This is a genomic window from Oceanicella sp., from assembly GCF_056449545.1.
In genome coordinates this window covers 54,920-72,611 of the sequence record NZ_JBWOMN010000029.1, presented here as the reverse complement: position 1 = coordinate 72,611, position 17,692 = coordinate 54,920, and the positions used below count along the sequence as shown (strand labels likewise).

The following is a 17,692-nucleotide window of genomic DNA, read 5'->3' as shown; positions in this document are numbered from 1 at the left end:
AACAGGGAAGCCAATGTTCAGGAAGCGTTTTGTCGCGTATGCGTTCGCGCTCGTCGTCGCGGCGCCGGGTCCGGCGCTGTCGCAGTCGAATGTCCAGACCAAGCAATACGACACCGGCGACGTCTATGAGGGCGAATTCAAGGACGGCAAGCAGCACGGGCAAGGCGTGTTCACCCGCCCCGACGGTTTCCGCTATTCCGGTGACTGGACCGAGGGCCGCATCGAGGGCCAGGGCGTCGCCGCCTATCCCAACGGATCGGTCTACAAGGGCGCGTTCAAGGACGGCCGCCCCGACGGCAAGGGCAAGATCACCTATGCCGACGGCGGCTCCTACGAAGGCGACTGGCGCGAGGGCGCGATCGAGGGCAAGGGCGTGGCCCGCTACGCCAACGGCATCGTGTACGAGGGCGAGTTCCGCGATTCGACCCAGAACGGCCAGGGGGTGATGACCCGCCCCAACGGCTACCGCTACGAAGGCGAATTCAAGGACGGCATGCCCCATGGCCAGGGCGTGGTCACCTATCCCGACGGCTCGGTCTACACCGGCCAGCTGGTGAAGGGGCGGCGCGAGGGCCAGGGCGAGATCCGCCTGCCCGACGGCTTCGTCTATGTCGGCGAATGGCGCGACGGCAAGATCGACGGCAAGGGCAAGGCCACCCAGGCCAACGGCGATGTCTACGAAGGCGATTTCGTGGTCGGCAACCGCCATGGCAAGGGCGTGGCGCGCTACGCCAACGGCGATGTCTACACCGGCGAATTCGACGCCGACGAACGCCACGGCAAGGGCGTGTTCGTGGCCGCGGACGGCTACGAATACAACGGCGATTGGGTGAAGGGGAAGATCGAGGGCCGCGGGATCGCCCGCTACACCAACGGATCGGTGCATGAGGGCCGGTTCAAGGCCGGCGCGCCGGACGGGCCGGGCAAGATCACCTATGCCGACGGCGGCTCCTACGAAGGCGAATGGCGCAAGGGCGCGATCGAGGGCAAGGGCGTGGCCCGCTACGCCAACGGCGCGGTCTACGAGGGCGAATTCAAGGACGGCAAGAACCACGGTTTCGGCAAGGTCTCCTATCCCGACGGCTATTCCTACGAGGGCGAATGGCGCAACGGGCTCCAGCACGGGCGCGGCAAGACCACGTTTCCGGACGGCGCCGTCTATGAGGGCGATTTCGTCGACGGGCTGCGCGAGGGCACCGGGCGGATCCAGATGACCGACGGGTTCGAATACGCCGGGTCGTGGCGGCAGGGCGAGATCGACGGCCAGGGCGTCGCCATCTACAGCAACGGCGACGTCTACACCGGCGCCTTCGTCAAGGGCCAGCGCCATGGCGAGGGCAAGATGGAATACGCCTCGGGCGCGGTCTATGACGGCTACTGGGTGAACGGGCGGCGCGGCACCAGGGAAGAGGCCGAAGCCGCCCTGCCCCGCAACTGACATGGCGGAACTGGCGGCGCCCGCCCCCCATGGCGGAACGGGCCCCCCCCCCCGCGCGGGACATGGGCGCGATTTTAGCTTTCCCTTTGCGACGCAGCGGGTATGATGCGCGCCATGTCCGCTGCGCTCCATATCGCGACCAGCACGAACCGCCCCGCCGGGCGGGCGCTTGTCCTGTCGCTTCGGCTTATCTGCCCCTGAGCGCGCCGGGACGACGGCGCGCGCGCTCGGGGGAGTGATCGACGCGCCGCAAGACCCCCGGACATTTGCAAGACATCAAGGCCCAGCGGGACGCGGGCGATCTCGATGTCGGACATCAAGGACACTTCCCATGACTGAACAGAGCGATGCGGCGAATGATGCGGCTGCGGACAAGGACCGCGTGCTGATCTTCGACACCACCCTGCGCGACGGCGAGCAATCCCCCGGCGCCACCATGACCCTGAACGAAAAGATCGAGATCGCCGCCCTGCTCGACGAGATGCAGGTGGACATCATCGAGGCCGGGTTCCCCATCGCCTCGATCGGCGATTTCGAATCCGTGCGCGAGATTTCGGCGATCGTGCGGAACGCCTCGGTCTGCGGGCTGGCGCGCGCCGGTCTCAAGGACATCGACCGCGCCTGGGAGGCGCTGCAAGGCGCGCGCCGCCCGCGCATCCACACGTTCCTGTCCACCTCGCCGCTGCACATGAAATACAAGCTGCAGATGACCCCCGAACAGGTGCTGGAGGCGATCGAGGCCAGCGTGTCCCACGCCCGCTCGGTCTGCGGCGACGTGCAGTGGAGCCCCGAGGACGGCACCCGCACCGAGCATGATTTCCTGTGCCGCGCGGTGGAAACCGCGATCAAGGCCGGGGCCGGAACCATCAACATCCCCGACACCGTGGGCTACACCGTGCCCGGCGAAAGCGCCGCCATCATCCGCATGCTGCGCGACCGGGTGCCGGGGATCGAGGACGTGGTGATCTCGACCCATTGCCACAACGATCTGGGCATGGCGGTGGCCAATTCGCTGGCCGCGGTCGGCGCCGGCGCGCGGCAGGTGGAATGCACCGTCAACGGGCTGGGCGAACGCGCCGGCAACGCCGCGCTGGAGGAAGTGGTGATGGCCATGCGGGTGCGCAACGACGTGCTGCCCTGGACCACCCGAATCGACGCCACAACGATCATGAAGGCCAGCCGCATGGTCAGTCAGGTCACCGGATTTCCGGTCCAGTACAACAAGGCCGTCGTCGGCAAGAACGCCTTCGCGCATGAAGCCGGCATCCATCAGGACGGCATGCTGAAGCACGCCGGCACCTACGAGATCATGCGCCCCGAGGATGTGGGCCTGAACGAATCCAATCTGGTGATGGGCAAGCATTCCGGGCGCAACGCCCTGCGCGCCAAGCTCAGCGAACTGGGGTTCGATCTCGGCGACAACCAGCTGAAGGACGCCTTCGTGCGCTTCAAGGCGCTGGCCGACAGCAAGAAGGAGGTCTATGACGACGACCTGCTGGCGCTGATGACCGAAGCGAATTCCAACGCCGGGTCGGACCGGATCAGGGTCAGGACGCTGAACGTCACCTGCGGCACCCAGAAACCCTCGGTGGTGCTGACGCTGGAGATCGACGGCGCGGAGCAGACCTCCACCGCCACCGGCGACGGCCCCGTGGACGCCTGTTTCAACGCCGTGCAGGCGCTGGTCCCCCATCACGCGCGGCTGCAGCTCTATCAGGTGCATGCGGTGACCGAGGGCACCGACGCGCAGGCCACGGTGTCGGTGCGCATGGAGGAGGACGGCAAGATCGTCACCGGCCAATCGGCGGACACCGACACCATCCTGGCCTCGACCCGCGCCTATGTGCATGCGTTGAACCGGCTGCTGGTGCGGCGCGAGAAGACCGCGCCCGAGGCCATGACCGGCGGCTGAAAACTTCAGTCAGGCGCCGTTTGCGCCCAGGCGGTCCCGGGTCAAGCCCGGGGCCGCCCCGGGCGGTTTCCCGACATTGCGGGAATGCTCCGCCGAATCCACCTCGGCCCGAACCCGGCCCGGCGCGCCGGCGACGGATCAGGCGCGCGGCCGCCCGGGCTCGGCTGTCGGCTCACGCGCCGCGCGCCCCGGCCAGGCGAAAGCCTGGGCGGCGGTCAGTCGTCGCGATAGACTTTTTCGCGCCGCTCGTGCTTTTCCTGCGCCGCGAGGCTCAGGGTGGCGATCGGGCGGGCGTCAAGCCGCTTCAGACTGATCGGATCGCCGGTGGATTCGCAGTAGCCGTATGTGCCGTCCTCGATTCGGCGCAGGGCCGAATCGATCTTGGAGATCAGCTTGCGCTGACGATCGCGGGTGCGCAGTTCCAGCGCCCGGTCCGTCTCCGCCGAGGCGCGATCCGCAAGATCGGGGATCGAGTTGGCGCTTTCCTGCAGTCCTTCAAGCGTGCCCCGGCTTTCGTCGAGGATGCTTTCGCGCCAGTCGTGCAGCTTGCGTCGGAAATATTCCTTCTGACGCTCATTCATGAAAGGTTCGTTTTCGGCCGGCGCATAGTCGGCCTCCAGAACGACTTCGGACTTCATCTCCCTACACCTCGAAGATTGGTTCACACCCATCCGCGCGCGCCATTCCGGGGCCATCGCCCCGGAGCCCTCCCATGGCCTGACGCTTGTCGCGATGCCGGGCATCTCTTACATCCGGGTTCTCAGCGAGTCACGAGAAAGGTTTGTTTTTTTGGCGCGATTCCACAGCTTGGCGCCGCCGTTCCAAGGTTGCGCCGTTCAACGAATCGTCAAGTCGCGCTGAATTGCGCGCCTCAGGCGCGCGCGCAATCCGGTTGCGCCGATCGCGCGCGCGCGGCAGGGTGGCGCGGAATCGACAGCATCAGGCAGGATTACATGCAATTCAAAGGCACTTCCGACTATATCGCGACGCAGGATCTGACCATCGCGGTGAACGCCGCGATCACGCTGGAACGTCCGCTGCTGGTCAAGGGCGAGCCGGGCACCGGCAAGACCGAGCTGGCGCGTCAGGTCGCCGCGGCGCTGGGACTGCGCATCCTGGAATGGAACGTCAAATCCACCACCCGCGCCCAGCAGGGCCTGTATGAATACGACGCCGTCAGCCGCCTGCGCGACAGTCAGCTCGGCGATGAGCGGGTGCGCGACATCTCCAACTACATCCGCAAGGGCAAGATGTGGGAGGCCTTCGAATCCGAGGAACGCCTGGTGCTGCTGATCGACGAGATCGACAAGGCCGACATCGAGTTTCCCAACGATCTGCTGCAGGAGCTCGACCGCATGGAATTCCATGTCTACGAGACCGGGGAAACCATCCGCGCCCGCCGCCGCCCCATCGTCATCATCACCTCCAACAACGAAAAGGAGCTGCCCGACGCCTTCCTGCGCCGCTGCTTCTTTCACTACATCGCCTTTCCCGACGCCGAGACCATGGACCGCATCGTCCATGTGCATTTCCCCGACATCAAGCCGACGCTGCTGCGCGCCGCCCTGACCCAGTTCTATGAATTGCGCGAGACCCCGGGCCTGAAGAAACGCCCCTCGACCTCCGAGGCGCTGGACTGGCTGAAGCTGCTGATGGCCGACGATCTCGACGCCGCGGACCTGCAGCGCGACGCCAGGGACGCCCTGCCCCGCCTGCACGGCGCGCTGCTGAAAAACGAACAGGACGTGCACCTGTTCGAACGCCTGGCCTTCATGGCCCGCCGTCCCCGCCCCTGAATATTTTTCATCTTGGGGGCGAAACGGCGTCGGGCGTCATGCGTTGGGGCGGGTGTTGAAGCGGGTGTTGGAGCGGGTGTTGGAGCGGGGCGGGATCGGCATCCGGGCGGATGGCTGAAGTCGCCGTCGCTCTTCGCGACGAAAGCAAGCGCGCCGGGCGCGTCTAGTCGGTCGAGACCCGATCGGCGGCGAAGGCCTCCATCACCTGGCGCTCCACCAGCTTCGCCTTGGCGGCGCCCAGAATCGGCGACAGCACGCCGATCAGCTTTTTCATCCGCCCGGTCGCCGGGTCGCGCACCTCCGGCGCCAGAGAGGCCTCGCCCGCGCCGCCATGGGTCGCGGCGATCACCCGCAGCAACGCCCGCGCCGGCCCGTCGGGGGCGCGCCGCCCCTGTTCCCAGTTGCGCAATGTGCCGAGCGATATGGCGTAGCGCTGCGAGAACGCCTTCTGGGTCAACCCCGTGGCGTGCCGGATCCGGGCCACGTCCAGCGCCGCGTCGGGATCAAGCGTCGCCCCGAGCAGCCGGTCGGCGACCATCCCCGCCGCCTGGTCCAGCGCGCGTTCCAGTCCGATATCGGGATCAACGCGCATGCGCATGTCTGTCATCTCAGTCACTCCCCCTGGGCCAACCGCTGAACACCCCCTTGATTCGATTGATCGCGTCGATCGCATCAAGGGCCTTGCGCCGCAGCCCCGCCGGCGGCTCCTCGACCGGACGGACCCGCAGCAGGATCACCAGCGCCTCCTCCGCCGACAGCACCGCGAACAGGTAGCTGACCCGGCGTCCGCCGACCTCCCAATGGCGAATGTCCGACGCCTGCGCGTCGGCGCGCCCGCGCGAGGGGTCGTCGCGCAGATGCGCCGAAATTCGCTCGACGCTGTCCTTGCGCACATGGTAGTGGGCGATGTCGCGCTCGAATTCGCCGGTCATCTTCACTGCGATCTTCACGCGCGCCGCCTGTGTTTCAATATGTGCGCCAATGACGTATCTGTCAATGGTCGCGCCCGCGATCGACCCTGACCCGGGGCGGCCGCGACATCAAGGGCGCATCGCGCGGCCCGGCGCCTTCCGGCGCATCGGCGAAGGACACCCCATGACCGACAGCCCGCCCGTGACCATCCGCCCGCTCGCGCCCGCGGACGAACCCGCGTGGCGCCGGCTCTGGACCGGGTATCTGGACTACTACGATTCCTCCGTCCCGGAGGCGGTCCGCGCCGCCGCATTCGCCCGCCTGCTGCCCGGCGGCGACGCGGACATGCACGGGTTGATCGCCACGCGCGACGCCGCGCCGGTCGGGCTCGTGCATTACATCTTCCACCGCCATTGCTGGCGGCTCGACGACGTGACCTATCTGCAGGATCTCTACGCCGATCCGGCGGTGCGCGGGACCGGCGTCGGGCGGGCGCTGATCGAGGCGGTCTACGCCGCGGCGGACGCGGCCGGGCGGCCGATGGTCTATTGGCTGACCCAGGAATTCAATTACAAGGGACGCATGCTGTATGATCGCGTCGCCACCCGCACCCCCTTCATCAAATACGCACGCTGAGGCCCCATGATCCTGATCGCCGTCTTCATCATCTTCTTCGTCATCGGCTGGCGGCGCGCCGTGCGCGCAGGGGGCGGAACCGCCGACCGCCTGCGCTACGGGGTGATTCACGGGCTGGCCCCGGTGCTGGTCATCTACATCATCGCCACACTGGGCGACTGGCAGGGGATCTTCTGATCGAGCGGCGAGGCTGACCCCATGTTCACGCGATTTTTCCTGTCCCTGCGCGAGGCCAAGGTGCCGGTGTCGCTGCGCGAATACCTGACGCTGCTGGAGGCGATGCAAAAGCAGGTCGTCATGTATGACGTGGAGGCGTTCTACTACCTCGCGCGGTCCGCGCTGGTGAAGGACGAACGCAACATCGACAAGTTCGACCGGGTGTTCTCGCAGGCGTTCAAGGGGCTTGAATCGGTCGCCGGCGGCGACGGGGTTCAGGAAACGCCGATCCCCGAGGACTGGTTGAGAAAGCTCGCCGAAAAGCATCTCACCCCGGAGGAAAGGGCGGAAATCGAGGCGCTTGGCGGTTTCGAAAAGCTCATGGACACCCTGCGCGAACGCCTGAAGGAACAGCAGGACCGCCACCAGGGCGGCGGCAAATGGATCGGCACCGCCGGGACCTCGCCCTTCGGCGCCTATGGCTACAACCCCGAAGGCGTGCGCATCGGCCAGCACGAAAGCCGGCATCGCCGCGCGGCGAAGGTCTGGGACAAGCGCGAGTTCCGCAATCTCGACGATTCGGTGGAACTGGGCACCCGCAACATCAAGATGGCGCTGAAGCGCCTGCGCCGCTGGGCCCGCGACGGCGCCGACGAGGAACTCGACCTCGACGGCACCATCCGCGCCACGGCCGAGCATGGCTGGCTCGACGTGAAAACCCGCCCGGAGCGGCGCAACGCGGTGAAGCTGCTGCTGTTTCTCGATGTCGGCGGCTCGATGGACGACCACATCAAGGTGATGGAGGAGATGTTCTCGGCGGTGCGCGCCGAGTTCAAGCATCTGGAGCATTACTATTTTCACAACTGCCTTTACGAGGGCGTGTGGCGCGACAACCGCCGCCGCTGGTCGGAACAGATACCGACCTGGGACGTGCTCAACACCTATGGGCGCGACTATCGCTGCGTGTTCATCGGCGACGCTTCCATGTCGCCCTACGAGATCGCCTATCCCGGCGGCGCCAACGAACACTGGAACGAGGAGCCGGGCCAGACCTGGCTGACCCGCGCCATCGACCAATGGCCGGCCAATGTCTGGATCAACCCGACGCCGCAGGATCGCTGGGATCACACCCATTCCGTGGGCATGATCCGCGAGATCTTCATGGATCGCATGTTCCCGATGACCCTGAAGGGGCTGGAAGCGGCGATGAAGGAGCTCAGCAGGTGACGCCGTGACGCGCGAGGGCTGACGCAGGCCCCCGCCGTCCCTATATTGGAATCATGCTGAGATTTCTGCCCCTCATCGCGATGATCGCCTACGGGCTGGCCATGTGGCGGTTTTCCGCCTTGCGCCTGCGGCAGGAACTGAACGACAGGTCCAGCCCGCTCGACGATCCGACGCTGGAGGCGGTGGTGCGCCGGCTGGGCCGCGCCGTGGCGATCCCGCATCTGCGCGCCCATGTCTACGACATCCCCGCCTTCAACGGGCTGGCGGCGCCGGACGGGCGGATCTTCATCACCGCCGGGGTGATGGACCAGTATCGCCGCGGGCGCATCGACGCCGACGAGGTGGGGTCGATCATCGCCCATGAACTGGGCCATGTGGCGCTGGGGCATTCGCGCCGCCGCATGATCGACTGGACCGGGCAGAACGCCGCGCGGGTGGTGCTGGCCATGGTGATCGGGCGCTTCATCCCCTTCATCGGCCCCTGGGTCGCCGGGGCGCTGACCGGGCTGTTGGCGGCGCGCCTGTCGCGCCAGGACGAATTCGAGGCCGACGCTTTCGCGGCGGCGCTGATGCGTCGCGCGGGTCTGGCGCGGGGGGCGCAGATCGGCATGTTCCGCAAACTCGACAAGGCGGCGGGGCAGCCGCGCGGCGGCTATGCCTGGCTGATGAGCCACCCGCCCGCAAAACGCCGCATCCGCGCCATCGAGGCCCTGCATGACAGCTGGGACAAGGGCGCGCCGGCGCCCCCGGCCGGGTCAAGGGTCAGGTGAGGCGCGGTCCCGGATCGGCGCCGGGACGCGTCAGCGCCGGATCGCGCCCGCGCCGGCGGCCGCCATGCGCGCCAGATCGGCGTCGTTGCGCAGCAGTTTCGCCAGCCGGGGCAGGCCGGCGCGTTTCAGCATCCGCGCTGGGGATTCGCGCCGCGTCGCCTCGGGAAAGCGCAGGAGCGTCTTGCGGATCGCCGCGCCGACATGGCCGGGGGCCCCGCCCGCGAATTCCCAAAGCAACGCGTCCGGGTGCAGCGCCGTCACGCCCAGCCCGCGCAGCTTGCGATTGGGAAAATCGCGCAGGTTGAATGTCGCCAGCAGATCGGCCCCGGCGGCCAGCGCCGCGCCCAGCACGTGTTCGTCATCGGGGTCGGGCAGGCTCAGCGCCAGGGGCGGATCGTCGGGGGCGATGGTCGCGCCGGGCCAGCGCAGGTCCATCGAGGCCGCCTCCGCGCGCGCCGCGCGCATCGCCGCCGCATCATGGTTGCGGGCGGCGGCGCGGGCCCATTCCTCCAGCACCCGCGGCGACCAGAACGGCGCGATCAGCCCCTGCGCGGCGGTCTCCAGCAGCAGGCAGCGCACCAGCGGCGGGTAGAGCACGCAGGCGTCGAGGAACACGCGGCGCGGCGCGGGGCCGGTCATTGCAGCGCGAAGACCAGCGATTTCAGGTAGCTGGTCTCCGGCAGGCCGGTGTGTTCGGGATGGTCCGGCCCGGCGCGCCCGGCATGAATCAGCGACCCGACGCGCCCGGCGCCGCGAATGCCCTCGACGCAGGCGCGGCGAAAGCTTGCCAGGTCGGCGGCGTGGGAACACGAGCACAGGCACAGGAAGCCGCCCGGCGCCACCAGCCCCGCCGCCAGGCGCGCGGTCTTGCGATACGCCCGCAGCCCCGCCTGCAGGGCCGGGCGCGAGGGGGCGAAGGCCGGCGGATCGCAGATCGCCACATCGAATTTTTCGTTCGCCTCGCCCAGGTCGCGCAACGCGTCGAAGGCGTCGCCGCGCCGCGTGGAAAACCGGTCTGCGACGCCCATGCGCCGCGCGCCCTCCTCGGCCAGCGCCAGCGCCGGGGCGGAGCCGTCCACCGCCAGCGCCGACGCCGCGCCCGCCGCCAGCGCAGCCAGGCCGAAACCGCCCACATGGCTGAAGACGTCGAGCACCCTTGCGCCTTGCGCCAGCCCGGCGACAAAGGCGTGGTTGGGGCGCTGGTCATAGAACAGCCCGGTCTTCTGGCCGCCCAGCAGATCCGCCATGTAGACGGCGCCGTTCATGGGCACGGGCAGCGGCCCGTCCAGCGCGCCGCTCAGCAGGCGGGCGGTCTCGGGCAGGCCTTCGGGCGCGCGGGCGCGCGAGGCGCCGTTCATGAACACCGTGGAAATCCCGGTCACGTCGCGCAGGGCCTGGGCCAGAAGCTCGATGCGCAGATCGGCCCAGGCGGCGTTGGGCTGGATCACCGCCGCGTCGCCGAAGCGGTCGATGACCACCCCGGGCAGGCCGTCGGCCTCGGCGTGGATCAGCCGGAAATACGGCGCGTCGAACAGTTTCCGGCGCAGGGCCAGGGCCCGGGTCAGGCGCGCGGCGAACCAGGTCGCGTCGATCCGCGCGCCCGGATCGGCGTCGAGCAGCCGCGCCGCGATGACGCTGGCGCCGTTGAACGCCGCGGCGCCCAGCGGGCGGCGGGTCTCGTCCTGCAATTCGACCACCGCGCCGGGCGCGAGCTTTCGGGTGCGCCGGTCCATCACCAGTTCATCCGCATAGATCCAGGGCGCGCCGGCGCGGAACCGCCGCCCGGCCTTGGGGCGCAGGCGGATGACGGCGCGCGGGTCGGGGCTGGCGTCTGTATCGGGCATGGGGGCTCCTTGCGTTGGCAGAGCCTGTAGCGCGAAACGCCGGTCGGCGAAACCGCCCGTTGCATCGCGCGGCGCGGGCTCCATACTGCGCGCAGCCGTTGCTCAGGAGGTCCCGATGCCCCAGATCCCGCCCTATCGCCCCCTGCCCCGGGACGCCTCCGACGCGCTGATCCGCGACCGCGCGGCGGGGCTGGCGCGGCTGGCCGAGATCATGCGCCGGCTGCGCGAGCCCGGCCATGGCTGCCCCTGGGATCTGGAACAGGATTTTTCGACCATCGCCCCCTACACCATCGAGGAGGCCTACGAGGTCGCCGACGCCATCGCGCGCGACGCCATGCAGGACCTGCCCGGCGAACTTGGCGATCTGCTGCTGCAGGTGGTGTTTCACGCGCAGATGGCCGAGGAGAAAGGGGCGTTCGCGCTTCGGGACGTGATCGACGCGATCAGCGAAAAGATGCTGAATCGCCACCCGCATGTGTTTGGCGCCGAAAGCCGCGACAAGAGCGCCGCGCAGCAGGCCGTGGATTGGGAGACGATCAAGGCGGCCGAGCGCGAGGCCGCGGGGATCGAGCGCAGGAGCGCCCTTGACGGGGTCGCCGTCGGGCTGCCGGGCATGACCCGCGCGGTGAAGTTGCAGGCCCGCGCCGCGCGGGTCGGGTTCGACTGGCCGGACACCATGGATGTGCTCGACAAGCTGCGCGAGGAGGCGGAGGAACTGGTCGAGGCGCGCGAGAGCCTCGGCGCCGCCGAGATCGAGGAGGAATACGGCGACCTGCTGTTCGTGATGGCCAATCTGGGGCGGCGTCTGAAGATCGATCCCGAATCCGCCCTGCGCCGGGTCAACGCCAAGTTCGAGCGCCGCTTTCGCGCCGTGGAACAGGCGCTGGAGGCCGAGGGCAGGCGCCCGCAGGACGCGACCCTGGCCGAAATGGACGCCCATTGGGACAGGGCCAAGGCGGTGGAGAAGGCGGCGAGATCCGCGCCGGCCGGCGGGTCTGCGGCGGGGCGCGGCAAATAACCAATGCTTTCACTCAGGCATTGACCTGACTCTTTTAATCGGGTTTATCTGGCCGCGTGCCCAACCACGGAGAGTCGCCATGCACCCCAAGACCCTGATCGGCGCGATGATCGTCGCCGCCGCAGCCGCCCCGGCCGTTGCGCAGGAAGTGAACGTCTATTCCTATCGCCAGCCGGAGCTGATCCAGCCCATGTTCGACCGGTTCACCGAAGAGACCGGCATCGAGGTCAACACCGTATTCCTGAAAAAGGGGCTGGTTGAGCGTCTGACCGCCGAGGGGCGCCGGTCGCCCGCGGACCTGATTTTCACCGTGGATATCGGCCGCCTGAAGGGGGTCGTGGACGCTGGCGTGACCCGGGCCGTCGCATCGCAGATCCTCGACGCCAACATACCCGCCGCGTTTCGCGACCCGGATGATCACTGGTATGGCCTGACGGCGCGCGCACGCATCGTCTACGCCGCGCGCGACCGGGTGAAACCGGGCGAGATAACCACTTACGAAGATCTGGCCGATCCGAAATGGAAAGGCCGCATCTGCATGCGATCCGGCGCGCATGCCTACAATCTGGCGCTGTTCGCGGCGATGATCGCGCATCACGACAAGGCCTACACGCTGCACTGGCTGAAGGGTTTGAAAGCCAATCTCGGGCGCAAGCCCCAGGGCAACGACCGCTCGCAGGTGAAGGCGGTGTGGGCCGGGGAATGCGACATCGCCATCGGCAACACCTATTACATGGCCAAGATGCTGCAAAAGCCCGATCAGAAGCAGTGGGCCGACAGCGTGCGCATCGTGTTCCCGGTGTTCGAGAACGGCGGCGCGCATATGAACATCTCCGGCGTGGCGATGACCAGGTCGGCCCCGCACCCGGACAGCGCGCTCAAGCTGATGGAATTCCTGTCCTCGGACGAGGGCCAGATGATGTATGCCGAGGTGAATGCCGAATACCCGGTGAAGCCCGGCGTCAAGGCGTCGGCGCTGGTGGAAAGCTGGGGCGATTTCAAGCGCGACGACATCGCGCTGACCGACATCGCCGCCAACCGCCCCGAGGCGCTGAAGCTCGTGCAGATCGTCGATTTCGACGAGTGAGCCCCCGGCCCGGGCGCGCCCGTCGCCCCCCTCCCCCGCTCGCGCGTGACGGGCCGCCTCGGGCTTGATCCGGGACCGCCTTGGCCGTTGCCAGGCGGTCCCGGATCAGGTCCGGGACGCGGGGGCGCATGGCGCGGCGGTCCGTCGGGGCGCGCCATGCGCCCCGAAAGACCGCCTGCCCCGGGTCAGAGCGAGGCGTAGACCGCGCGTTCGAAATCGCCGTAGAGTCCGATCGCGGTTTCATCGGCGAAAGGCAGATGCTGCATGAAGATGCAGCCCGCGACGCCGGTCTTGCGATCCCACCACATATGGGTGTTGAGCACCCCGGCCCAGCTTTGCGACCCGGCGGCGCGCATCCCGGGGATGTCGGTCTCGTTGAACATGAAGCCGAGGCCCCATTTCTTCACCACGCCGGGAAAGAAATCCACGTCGGCGGTCAGCGGCGGGGCCACCGAGGTCATCACCCCCATCTCCAGTTCGCCGATATGGTTTTGGCAGATCATCTCCACCGTTTCGGGCTTGAAGATGCGCGCGCCGTCAAGCTCGCCGCCGCGCAGCAGCATGCGCAGGAAGCGCATGTAATCGGGGGCGGTGGAGAACAGCGCGTGGCCCATGCCGTAGAATTCCGGTTCGGAGGGGGCTTCCAGTTCGGTGGCGACCAGCGCGCCGGTCTCGTCATGGGCGTGGGCGGAGACCAGCCTTTCGCGCCGCGCGCCGGTGCATTCGAACACCGTGTCGCCCATGCCCAGCGGCCCGAACAGGAAATCCCGGCAGAATTCGTCGATGCGCTTGCCCGACACCGCCTCCACCACCTGCCCGAGCCAGTCGATGGAGATCCCGTAGCCCCAACCGGTCCCGGGGTCGAAGCTCATGGGATAGGCCAGCGACTGCTTCAACCCGGACAGGATGGTCGGATGCCCGGTGACTTCGAGGTATTTCGCGGTGTTGGCGCTCCAGAATTCGTATTCCAGCCCGGAGGTGTGGGTGGCGAGCTGGCGGATGGTGGCCTGGCTTGCGGGCGCGCGCAGGATCGGCGTGTCGCCGTCGAATCCCTCCAGCACCTGAAGCTCGGCGAAGGCCGGCAGAATCGAGGCCACCGGGGCGTCCAGATCCAGCGCCCCGTCCTCGATCAGCTTCACCGCCGCCGCCGTGCCGATGGCCTTGGTCATGGAGAAAATCCGGTGCATGGAGTTGATTTCCATGGGCCTGTCGTTGTCGACGCCCATCACGCCGACGGCGTTTTCATAGATCACCCCGTCCCGGTTGGCGGCCATGGCCACCAGCCCCGGAACCCTGCCCGCCGCGATCGCGCCGTTCAGCACGTCATCCATTCCGCTCATGCGCTTTTCCTTCCCTGAGATATCTTTTCCGAGTGTCGCGCAGGAGCCTAGCCCGCTTCGCGCCGGACGCCAATGCCTGCGCCGCGGACGCGTCGCGCCCTTTATCCCGCCGCCCCTTTGCGCTAAGACCCGCGCCAGAGCGAACTTGCGCGACGGAGATCTCATGTCCCGCGAAACCATCGTCGAACGCTGCGAATCCCGGGGGCTGCGCATGACCGGCCAGCGCCGCGTCGTGGCGCAGGCGCTGCAAGCCGCCGACGGCCATCCGGATGTCGAGGAGCTCTACCGCCGCGCCGCCGAAATCGACGCCAACATCTCGCTGGCCACGGTGTATCGCACGGTGAAGCTGTTCGAGGAATCCGGCATACTCGACAAGCTGGAATTCGGCGACGGGCGCGCCCGCTACGAGGACGCGGAGCGCGAACATCACGACCACCTCATCGACATCACCACCGGCGCCGTGATCGAATTCGTCGATCCCGAGATCGAGGCATTGCAGGAACGCATCGCCCGCCGGCTCGGTTTCGAATTGCGCGGCCACAAGCTTGAACTCTACGGCGCGCCGCTGAAGGAATCCGACGACTGAGCCCCGCCAAACGCCCCCGCCTTTCCGCCGACCCAAACACCCGGAGACCCCCAATGAGCGCCATCATCGACATCGCCGGCCGCGAGATCCTCGACAGCCGCGGCAATCCCACCGTCGAGGTGGACGTGATCCTCGAGGACGGCGCGCAGGGCCGCGCCGCCGTGCCCTCGGGCGCCTCCACCGGGGCCCATGAGGCGGTGGAGCTGCGCGACGGCGGCGCGCGCTATCTGGGCAAGGGCGTGCAGGGGGCCGTGGACGCGGTCAATGGCGAGATCTTCGAGATCCTCGCCGGGGTCGACGCCACCGAACAGCTGTCCATCGACAACGCCATGATCGAACTGGACGGCACGCCAAACAAGGCCCGCCTCGGGGCCAACGCCATCCTCGGCGTGTCCCTCGCCGTGGCCCGCGCCGCCGCCGAAAGCGTGTCGCTGCCGCTGTATCGCTATGTGGGGGGGACCTCGGCGCGCATCCTGCCGACGCCGATGATGAACATCATCAATGGCGGCGAGCACGCCGACAATCCCATCGACGTGCAGGAATTCATGATCATGCCCACATCGGCGCCGACGTTCCGCGAGGCGCTGCGCATGGGGTCCGAGATATTCCACACGCTGAAAAAGGAACTGGCCGCCGCCGGGCACAACACCTCGGTGGGCGACGAGGGCGGATTCGCGCCGAATATCGGCTCCACCCGCGATGCGCTGGATTTCATCATGAAATCGGTTGAAAAAGCCGGCTACAAACCCGGCGAGGACGTGCATCTGGCGCTCGACGCCGCCGCAACCGAATTTTTCGACGACGGCGTCTACACCCTGTCCGGCGAAGGCAGGAAACTGGATTCGGGGGAAATGGCCGCCTATCTCGCCGCGCTCGCCGCCGATTACCCGATCGTCTCCATCGAGGACGGCATGGCCGAAGACGACTGGGCCGGCTGGCAGGCGCTCACCGCCCTGATCGGCGACAGCTGCCAGCTGGTGGGCGACGATCTGTTCGTCACCAACACCCGGCGGCTGGCGCGCGGCATCGACGAGCGCAGCGCCAATTCGATCCTGGTCAAGGTCAACCAGATCGGCACCCTGTCCGAGACCATCGAGGCGGTGGACATGGCCCATCGCGCGGCCTTCACCTCGGTGATGTCGCACCGATCCGGCGAGACCGAGGATTCCACCATCGCCGATCTCGCCGTGGCGCTGAATTGCGGGCAGATCAAGACCGGGTCGCTGGCGCGCTCGGACCGGCTGGCCAAATACAACCAGCTGCTGCGCATCGAGGAGGAACTGGGCGAATCCGCCGCCTATGCCGGCGCCGCCTTCATCCGGGGCTGACCCGGGCGGCCAGAGGCCCGAACGCAAGAAACCGCCGCCCTGACGGGGCGGCGGTTCGCGTTCAGGCGCGCCTTTCCGGCAACAGCGGCGGAGTTCGACGCCCCCGCCCCGGCGCGCGCCTCGGTTTTTCTTTGCATTTTCAAAATGTCATGCGAATCTTGCGCCAACGCCCAAACAAAGCGAACCAAACGCAGCAGAGGCGACGAGCGGCATGAGCGACAACATCTTTTCGACCCGCGCCATCGGCACGGCGCTGTTTTCCTTCGGGATCATCGGCGCCACCAGCTATTTCGGCTACGCGGCGGTGCAGGGCGACACCGGGCTGGTGGAATACGTGCGCCTGCAACAGCAGGAAATCATGCTCACCGGCGACCTCGCGTCGCTGCGCACCGATCGCGAGCGCATGGAGAACCTCACCCGCAGGCTCTCCGAAAGCCATCTTGATCTCGACCTGCTGGACGAACGCGCCCGCGCGGTGCTCGGCTATCTGCGCGACGACGAGATCGTCATCCGCTGACCCGCCTCGCAACGCCGTGATCGCCCGGCGCCGCCCGCGCCGCGCATTGGCAGGTGATTTTCCGCGAAGATCAGTCTAGACTGATGTGGTTGAACACTCAACTACATCAGACATGATCCGGCGACGGGAGGCCACCCATGGCGAGCACGCGGCGCAAGAAGCCCAATGTTTCGAAAGAGGAGCTGACGCGATTCTACCGCGAAATGCTGCTGATCCGCCGCTTCGAGGAAAAGGCCGGGCAGCTCTACGGCATGGGGCTGATCGGCGGGTTCTGCCATCTCTATATCGGGCAGGAGGCCATCGTCACCGGGGTCGAGGCCATCACCCGCGACGGCGACCAGCGCATCACCTCCTATCGCGACCACGGCCACATGCTCGCCTGCGGCATGGATCCGAACGGGGTCATGGCCGAACTCACCGGGCGCGAAGGCGGCTATTCCCGGGGCAAGGGCGGCTCCATGCACATGTTCTCGCGCGAGAGGAATTTCTTCGGCGGCAACGGCATCGTGGCGGCGCAGGTGCCCATCGGCGCCGGGCTGGCCTTCGCCAACAAGTATCGCGGCAATGACAATGTCAGCTTCGTCTATTACGGCGACGGCGCCGCCAATCAGGGCCAGGTCTACGAAACCATGAACATGGCCAGCCTGTGGAAGCTGCCTTGCGTCTTCATCATCGAAAACAACCAGTACGCCATGGGCACCAGCCTGAAACGCGCCTCATCGACTCCGGCGCTGTATACGCGCGGCGCGGCGTTCGACATTCCCGGCGAAAGGGTCGACGGCATGGATGTGCTGGCTGTGAAGGCGGCGGCCGGGAAGGCCTCCGATCACTGCCGCGCCGGCAAGGGGCCGTATATCCTCGAGATGAACACCTACCGCTATCGCGGCCATTCCATGTCCGACCCGGCCAAGTACCGCACCCGCGACGAGGTGCAGAAAGTGCGCGAGACCCGCGATCCCATCGAGCACGTGCGCGAGATGCTGGTGCTGGGCAAGATGGCCTCGGAGGACGACCTGAAAGCGGTGGACAAGGAGATTCGCGTCGTCGTCAACAACGCCGCGAGCTTCGCGCAGGAAAGCCCCGAGCCGGACGCCGCCGCGCTCTGGACCGACGTATACGCCTGAG

Annotated in this window: 19 protein-coding genes; 13 read left to right on the top strand and 6 right to left on the bottom strand. The window is 67.5% G+C overall.

Going from position 1 to position 17,692, the window contains the following annotated elements:
- Positions 1-13 precede the first annotated feature (13 nt).
- Both AC1HC7_RS05180 and AC1HC7_RS05175 read left to right on the top strand, forming a co-directional pair.
- On the top strand, positions 14-1,438 hold the full coding sequence (locus AC1HC7_RS05180) for a 2-isopropylmalate synthase (RefSeq protein ID WP_479496046.1): 1,425 nt from the start codon (positions 14-16) through the stop codon (positions 1,436-1,438).
- Positions 1,439-1,769: 331 nt separating this feature from the next.
- Positions 1,770-3,350, top strand: coding sequence for a 2-isopropylmalate synthase (locus tag AC1HC7_RS05175; RefSeq protein WP_479496047.1), 1,581 nt, complete (start codon positions 1,770-1,772; stop codon positions 3,348-3,350).
- 215 nt (positions 3,351-3,565) lie between these two features.
- On the opposite strand, the gene dksA is transcribed toward AC1HC7_RS05175, so the two are convergent.
- The gene (gene dksA, locus AC1HC7_RS05170) at positions 3,566-3,988 is read right to left on the bottom strand and encodes an RNA polymerase-binding protein DksA (protein WP_479496048.1); all 423 of its coding nucleotides are present in this window, start codon (positions 3,986-3,988) and stop codon (positions 3,566-3,568) included.
- A gap of 315 nt (positions 3,989-4,303) precedes the next feature.
- Here dksA and AC1HC7_RS05165 point away from each other — a divergent pair, with 315 nt between their 5' ends.
- The gene (locus tag AC1HC7_RS05165) at positions 4,304-5,146 is read left to right on the top strand and encodes an AAA family ATPase (RefSeq protein ID WP_479496049.1); all 843 of its coding nucleotides are present in this window, start codon (positions 4,304-4,306) and stop codon (positions 5,144-5,146) included.
- A gap of 163 nt (positions 5,147-5,309) precedes the next feature.
- Here the strand turns inward: AC1HC7_RS05165 and AC1HC7_RS05160 are convergent, their stop codons facing one another.
- A complete protein-coding gene (locus tag AC1HC7_RS05160) occupies positions 5,310-5,753 on the bottom strand; it encodes a helix-turn-helix domain-containing protein (protein ID WP_479496050.1) in 444 nt (147 codons plus the stop codon).
- Position 5,754: 1 nt separating this feature from the next.
- Positions 5,755-6,096 (bottom strand): hypothetical protein, encoded by a 342-nt coding sequence (locus AC1HC7_RS05155; RefSeq protein WP_479496051.1) that lies wholly within the window; start codon positions 6,094-6,096, stop codon positions 5,755-5,757.
- Positions 6,097-6,241: 145 nt separating this feature from the next.
- Here AC1HC7_RS05155 and AC1HC7_RS05150 point away from each other — a divergent pair, with 145 nt between their 5' ends.
- The 4 genes from AC1HC7_RS05150 to AC1HC7_RS05135 are packed head-to-tail and all read left to right on the top strand — an operon-like array spanning position 6,242 to position 8,847.
- Positions 6,242-6,694: an N-acetyltransferase family protein gene (locus AC1HC7_RS05150; RefSeq protein WP_479496052.1), complete on the top strand. Its 453-nt coding sequence runs from the start codon at positions 6,242-6,244 to the stop codon at positions 6,692-6,694.
- A gap of 6 nt (positions 6,695-6,700) precedes the next feature.
- Positions 6,701-6,871, top strand: a complete 171-nt coding sequence (locus AC1HC7_RS05145) for a hypothetical protein (protein ID WP_479496053.1) — start codon at positions 6,701-6,703, stop codon at positions 6,869-6,871.
- A 21-nt stretch (positions 6,872-6,892) separates the two neighbouring features.
- Positions 6,893-8,077 carry a vWA domain-containing protein gene (locus tag AC1HC7_RS05140; protein WP_479496054.1) on the top strand — a complete coding sequence of 395 codons (1,185 nt, stop codon included), beginning with the start codon at positions 6,893-6,895 and terminating at the stop codon, positions 8,075-8,077.
- A 53-nt stretch (positions 8,078-8,130) separates the two neighbouring features.
- Positions 8,131-8,847, top strand: coding sequence for a M48 family metalloprotease (locus tag AC1HC7_RS05135; RefSeq protein WP_479496055.1), 717 nt, complete (start codon positions 8,131-8,133; stop codon positions 8,845-8,847).
- Between the two features lie 30 nt (positions 8,848-8,877).
- On the opposite strand, the gene AC1HC7_RS05130 is transcribed toward AC1HC7_RS05135, so the two are convergent.
- Positions 8,878-9,486: an RSP_2648 family PIN domain-containing protein gene (locus AC1HC7_RS05130; protein WP_479496056.1), complete on the bottom strand. Its 609-nt coding sequence runs from the start codon at positions 9,484-9,486 to the stop codon at positions 8,878-8,880.
- Positions 9,483-10,691, bottom strand: coding sequence for an RSP_2647 family RNA methyltransferase (locus tag AC1HC7_RS05125; RefSeq protein WP_479496057.1), 1,209 nt, complete (start codon positions 10,689-10,691; stop codon positions 9,483-9,485). Before AC1HC7_RS05125 ends, AC1HC7_RS05130 begins: the two co-directional genes overlap by 4 nt.
- A gap of 115 nt (positions 10,692-10,806) precedes the next feature.
- Between AC1HC7_RS05125 and mazG the strand changes: the two genes are divergently transcribed.
- Together mazG and AC1HC7_RS05115 are read left to right on the top strand one after the other, a co-directional pair.
- The gene (mazG, locus tag AC1HC7_RS05120; protein WP_479498743.1) at positions 10,807-11,709 is read left to right on the top strand and encodes a nucleoside triphosphate pyrophosphohydrolase; all 903 of its coding nucleotides are present in this window, start codon (positions 10,807-10,809) and stop codon (positions 11,707-11,709) included.
- Positions 11,710-11,788: 79 nt separating this feature from the next.
- On the top strand, positions 11,789-12,796 hold the full coding sequence (locus AC1HC7_RS05115; protein WP_479498742.1) for a Fe(3+) ABC transporter substrate-binding protein: 1,008 nt from the start codon (positions 11,789-11,791) through the stop codon (positions 12,794-12,796).
- Positions 12,797-12,981: 185 nt separating this feature from the next.
- On the opposite strand, the gene AC1HC7_RS05110 is transcribed toward AC1HC7_RS05115, so the two are convergent.
- A complete protein-coding gene (locus tag AC1HC7_RS05110) occupies positions 12,982-14,136 on the bottom strand; it encodes a serine hydrolase domain-containing protein (protein WP_479496060.1) in 1,155 nt (384 codons plus the stop codon).
- Positions 14,137-14,299: 163 nt separating this feature from the next.
- Here AC1HC7_RS05110 and AC1HC7_RS05105 point away from each other — a divergent pair, with 163 nt between their 5' ends.
- The 4 genes from AC1HC7_RS05105 to pdhA all read left to right on the top strand — a co-directional run bounded on the left by AC1HC7_RS05105 (position 14,300) and on the right by pdhA (position 17,691).
- The gene (locus AC1HC7_RS05105; protein ID WP_479496061.1) at positions 14,300-14,722 is read left to right on the top strand and encodes a Fur family transcriptional regulator; all 423 of its coding nucleotides are present in this window, start codon (positions 14,300-14,302) and stop codon (positions 14,720-14,722) included.
- A 53-nt stretch (positions 14,723-14,775) separates the two neighbouring features.
- The gene (gene eno / locus AC1HC7_RS05100) at positions 14,776-16,050 is read left to right on the top strand and encodes a phosphopyruvate hydratase (RefSeq protein WP_479496062.1); all 1,275 of its coding nucleotides are present in this window, start codon (positions 14,776-14,778) and stop codon (positions 16,048-16,050) included.
- A 211-nt stretch (positions 16,051-16,261) separates the two neighbouring features.
- Positions 16,262-16,567: an FtsB family cell division protein gene (locus AC1HC7_RS05095; RefSeq protein ID WP_479496063.1), complete on the top strand. Its 306-nt coding sequence runs from the start codon at positions 16,262-16,264 to the stop codon at positions 16,565-16,567.
- Between the two features lie 137 nt (positions 16,568-16,704).
- Positions 16,705-17,691, top strand: coding sequence for a pyruvate dehydrogenase (acetyl-transferring) E1 component subunit alpha (gene pdhA, locus AC1HC7_RS05090; RefSeq protein WP_479496064.1), 987 nt, complete (start codon positions 16,705-16,707; stop codon positions 17,689-17,691).
- Position 17,692 lies beyond the last annotated feature (1 nt).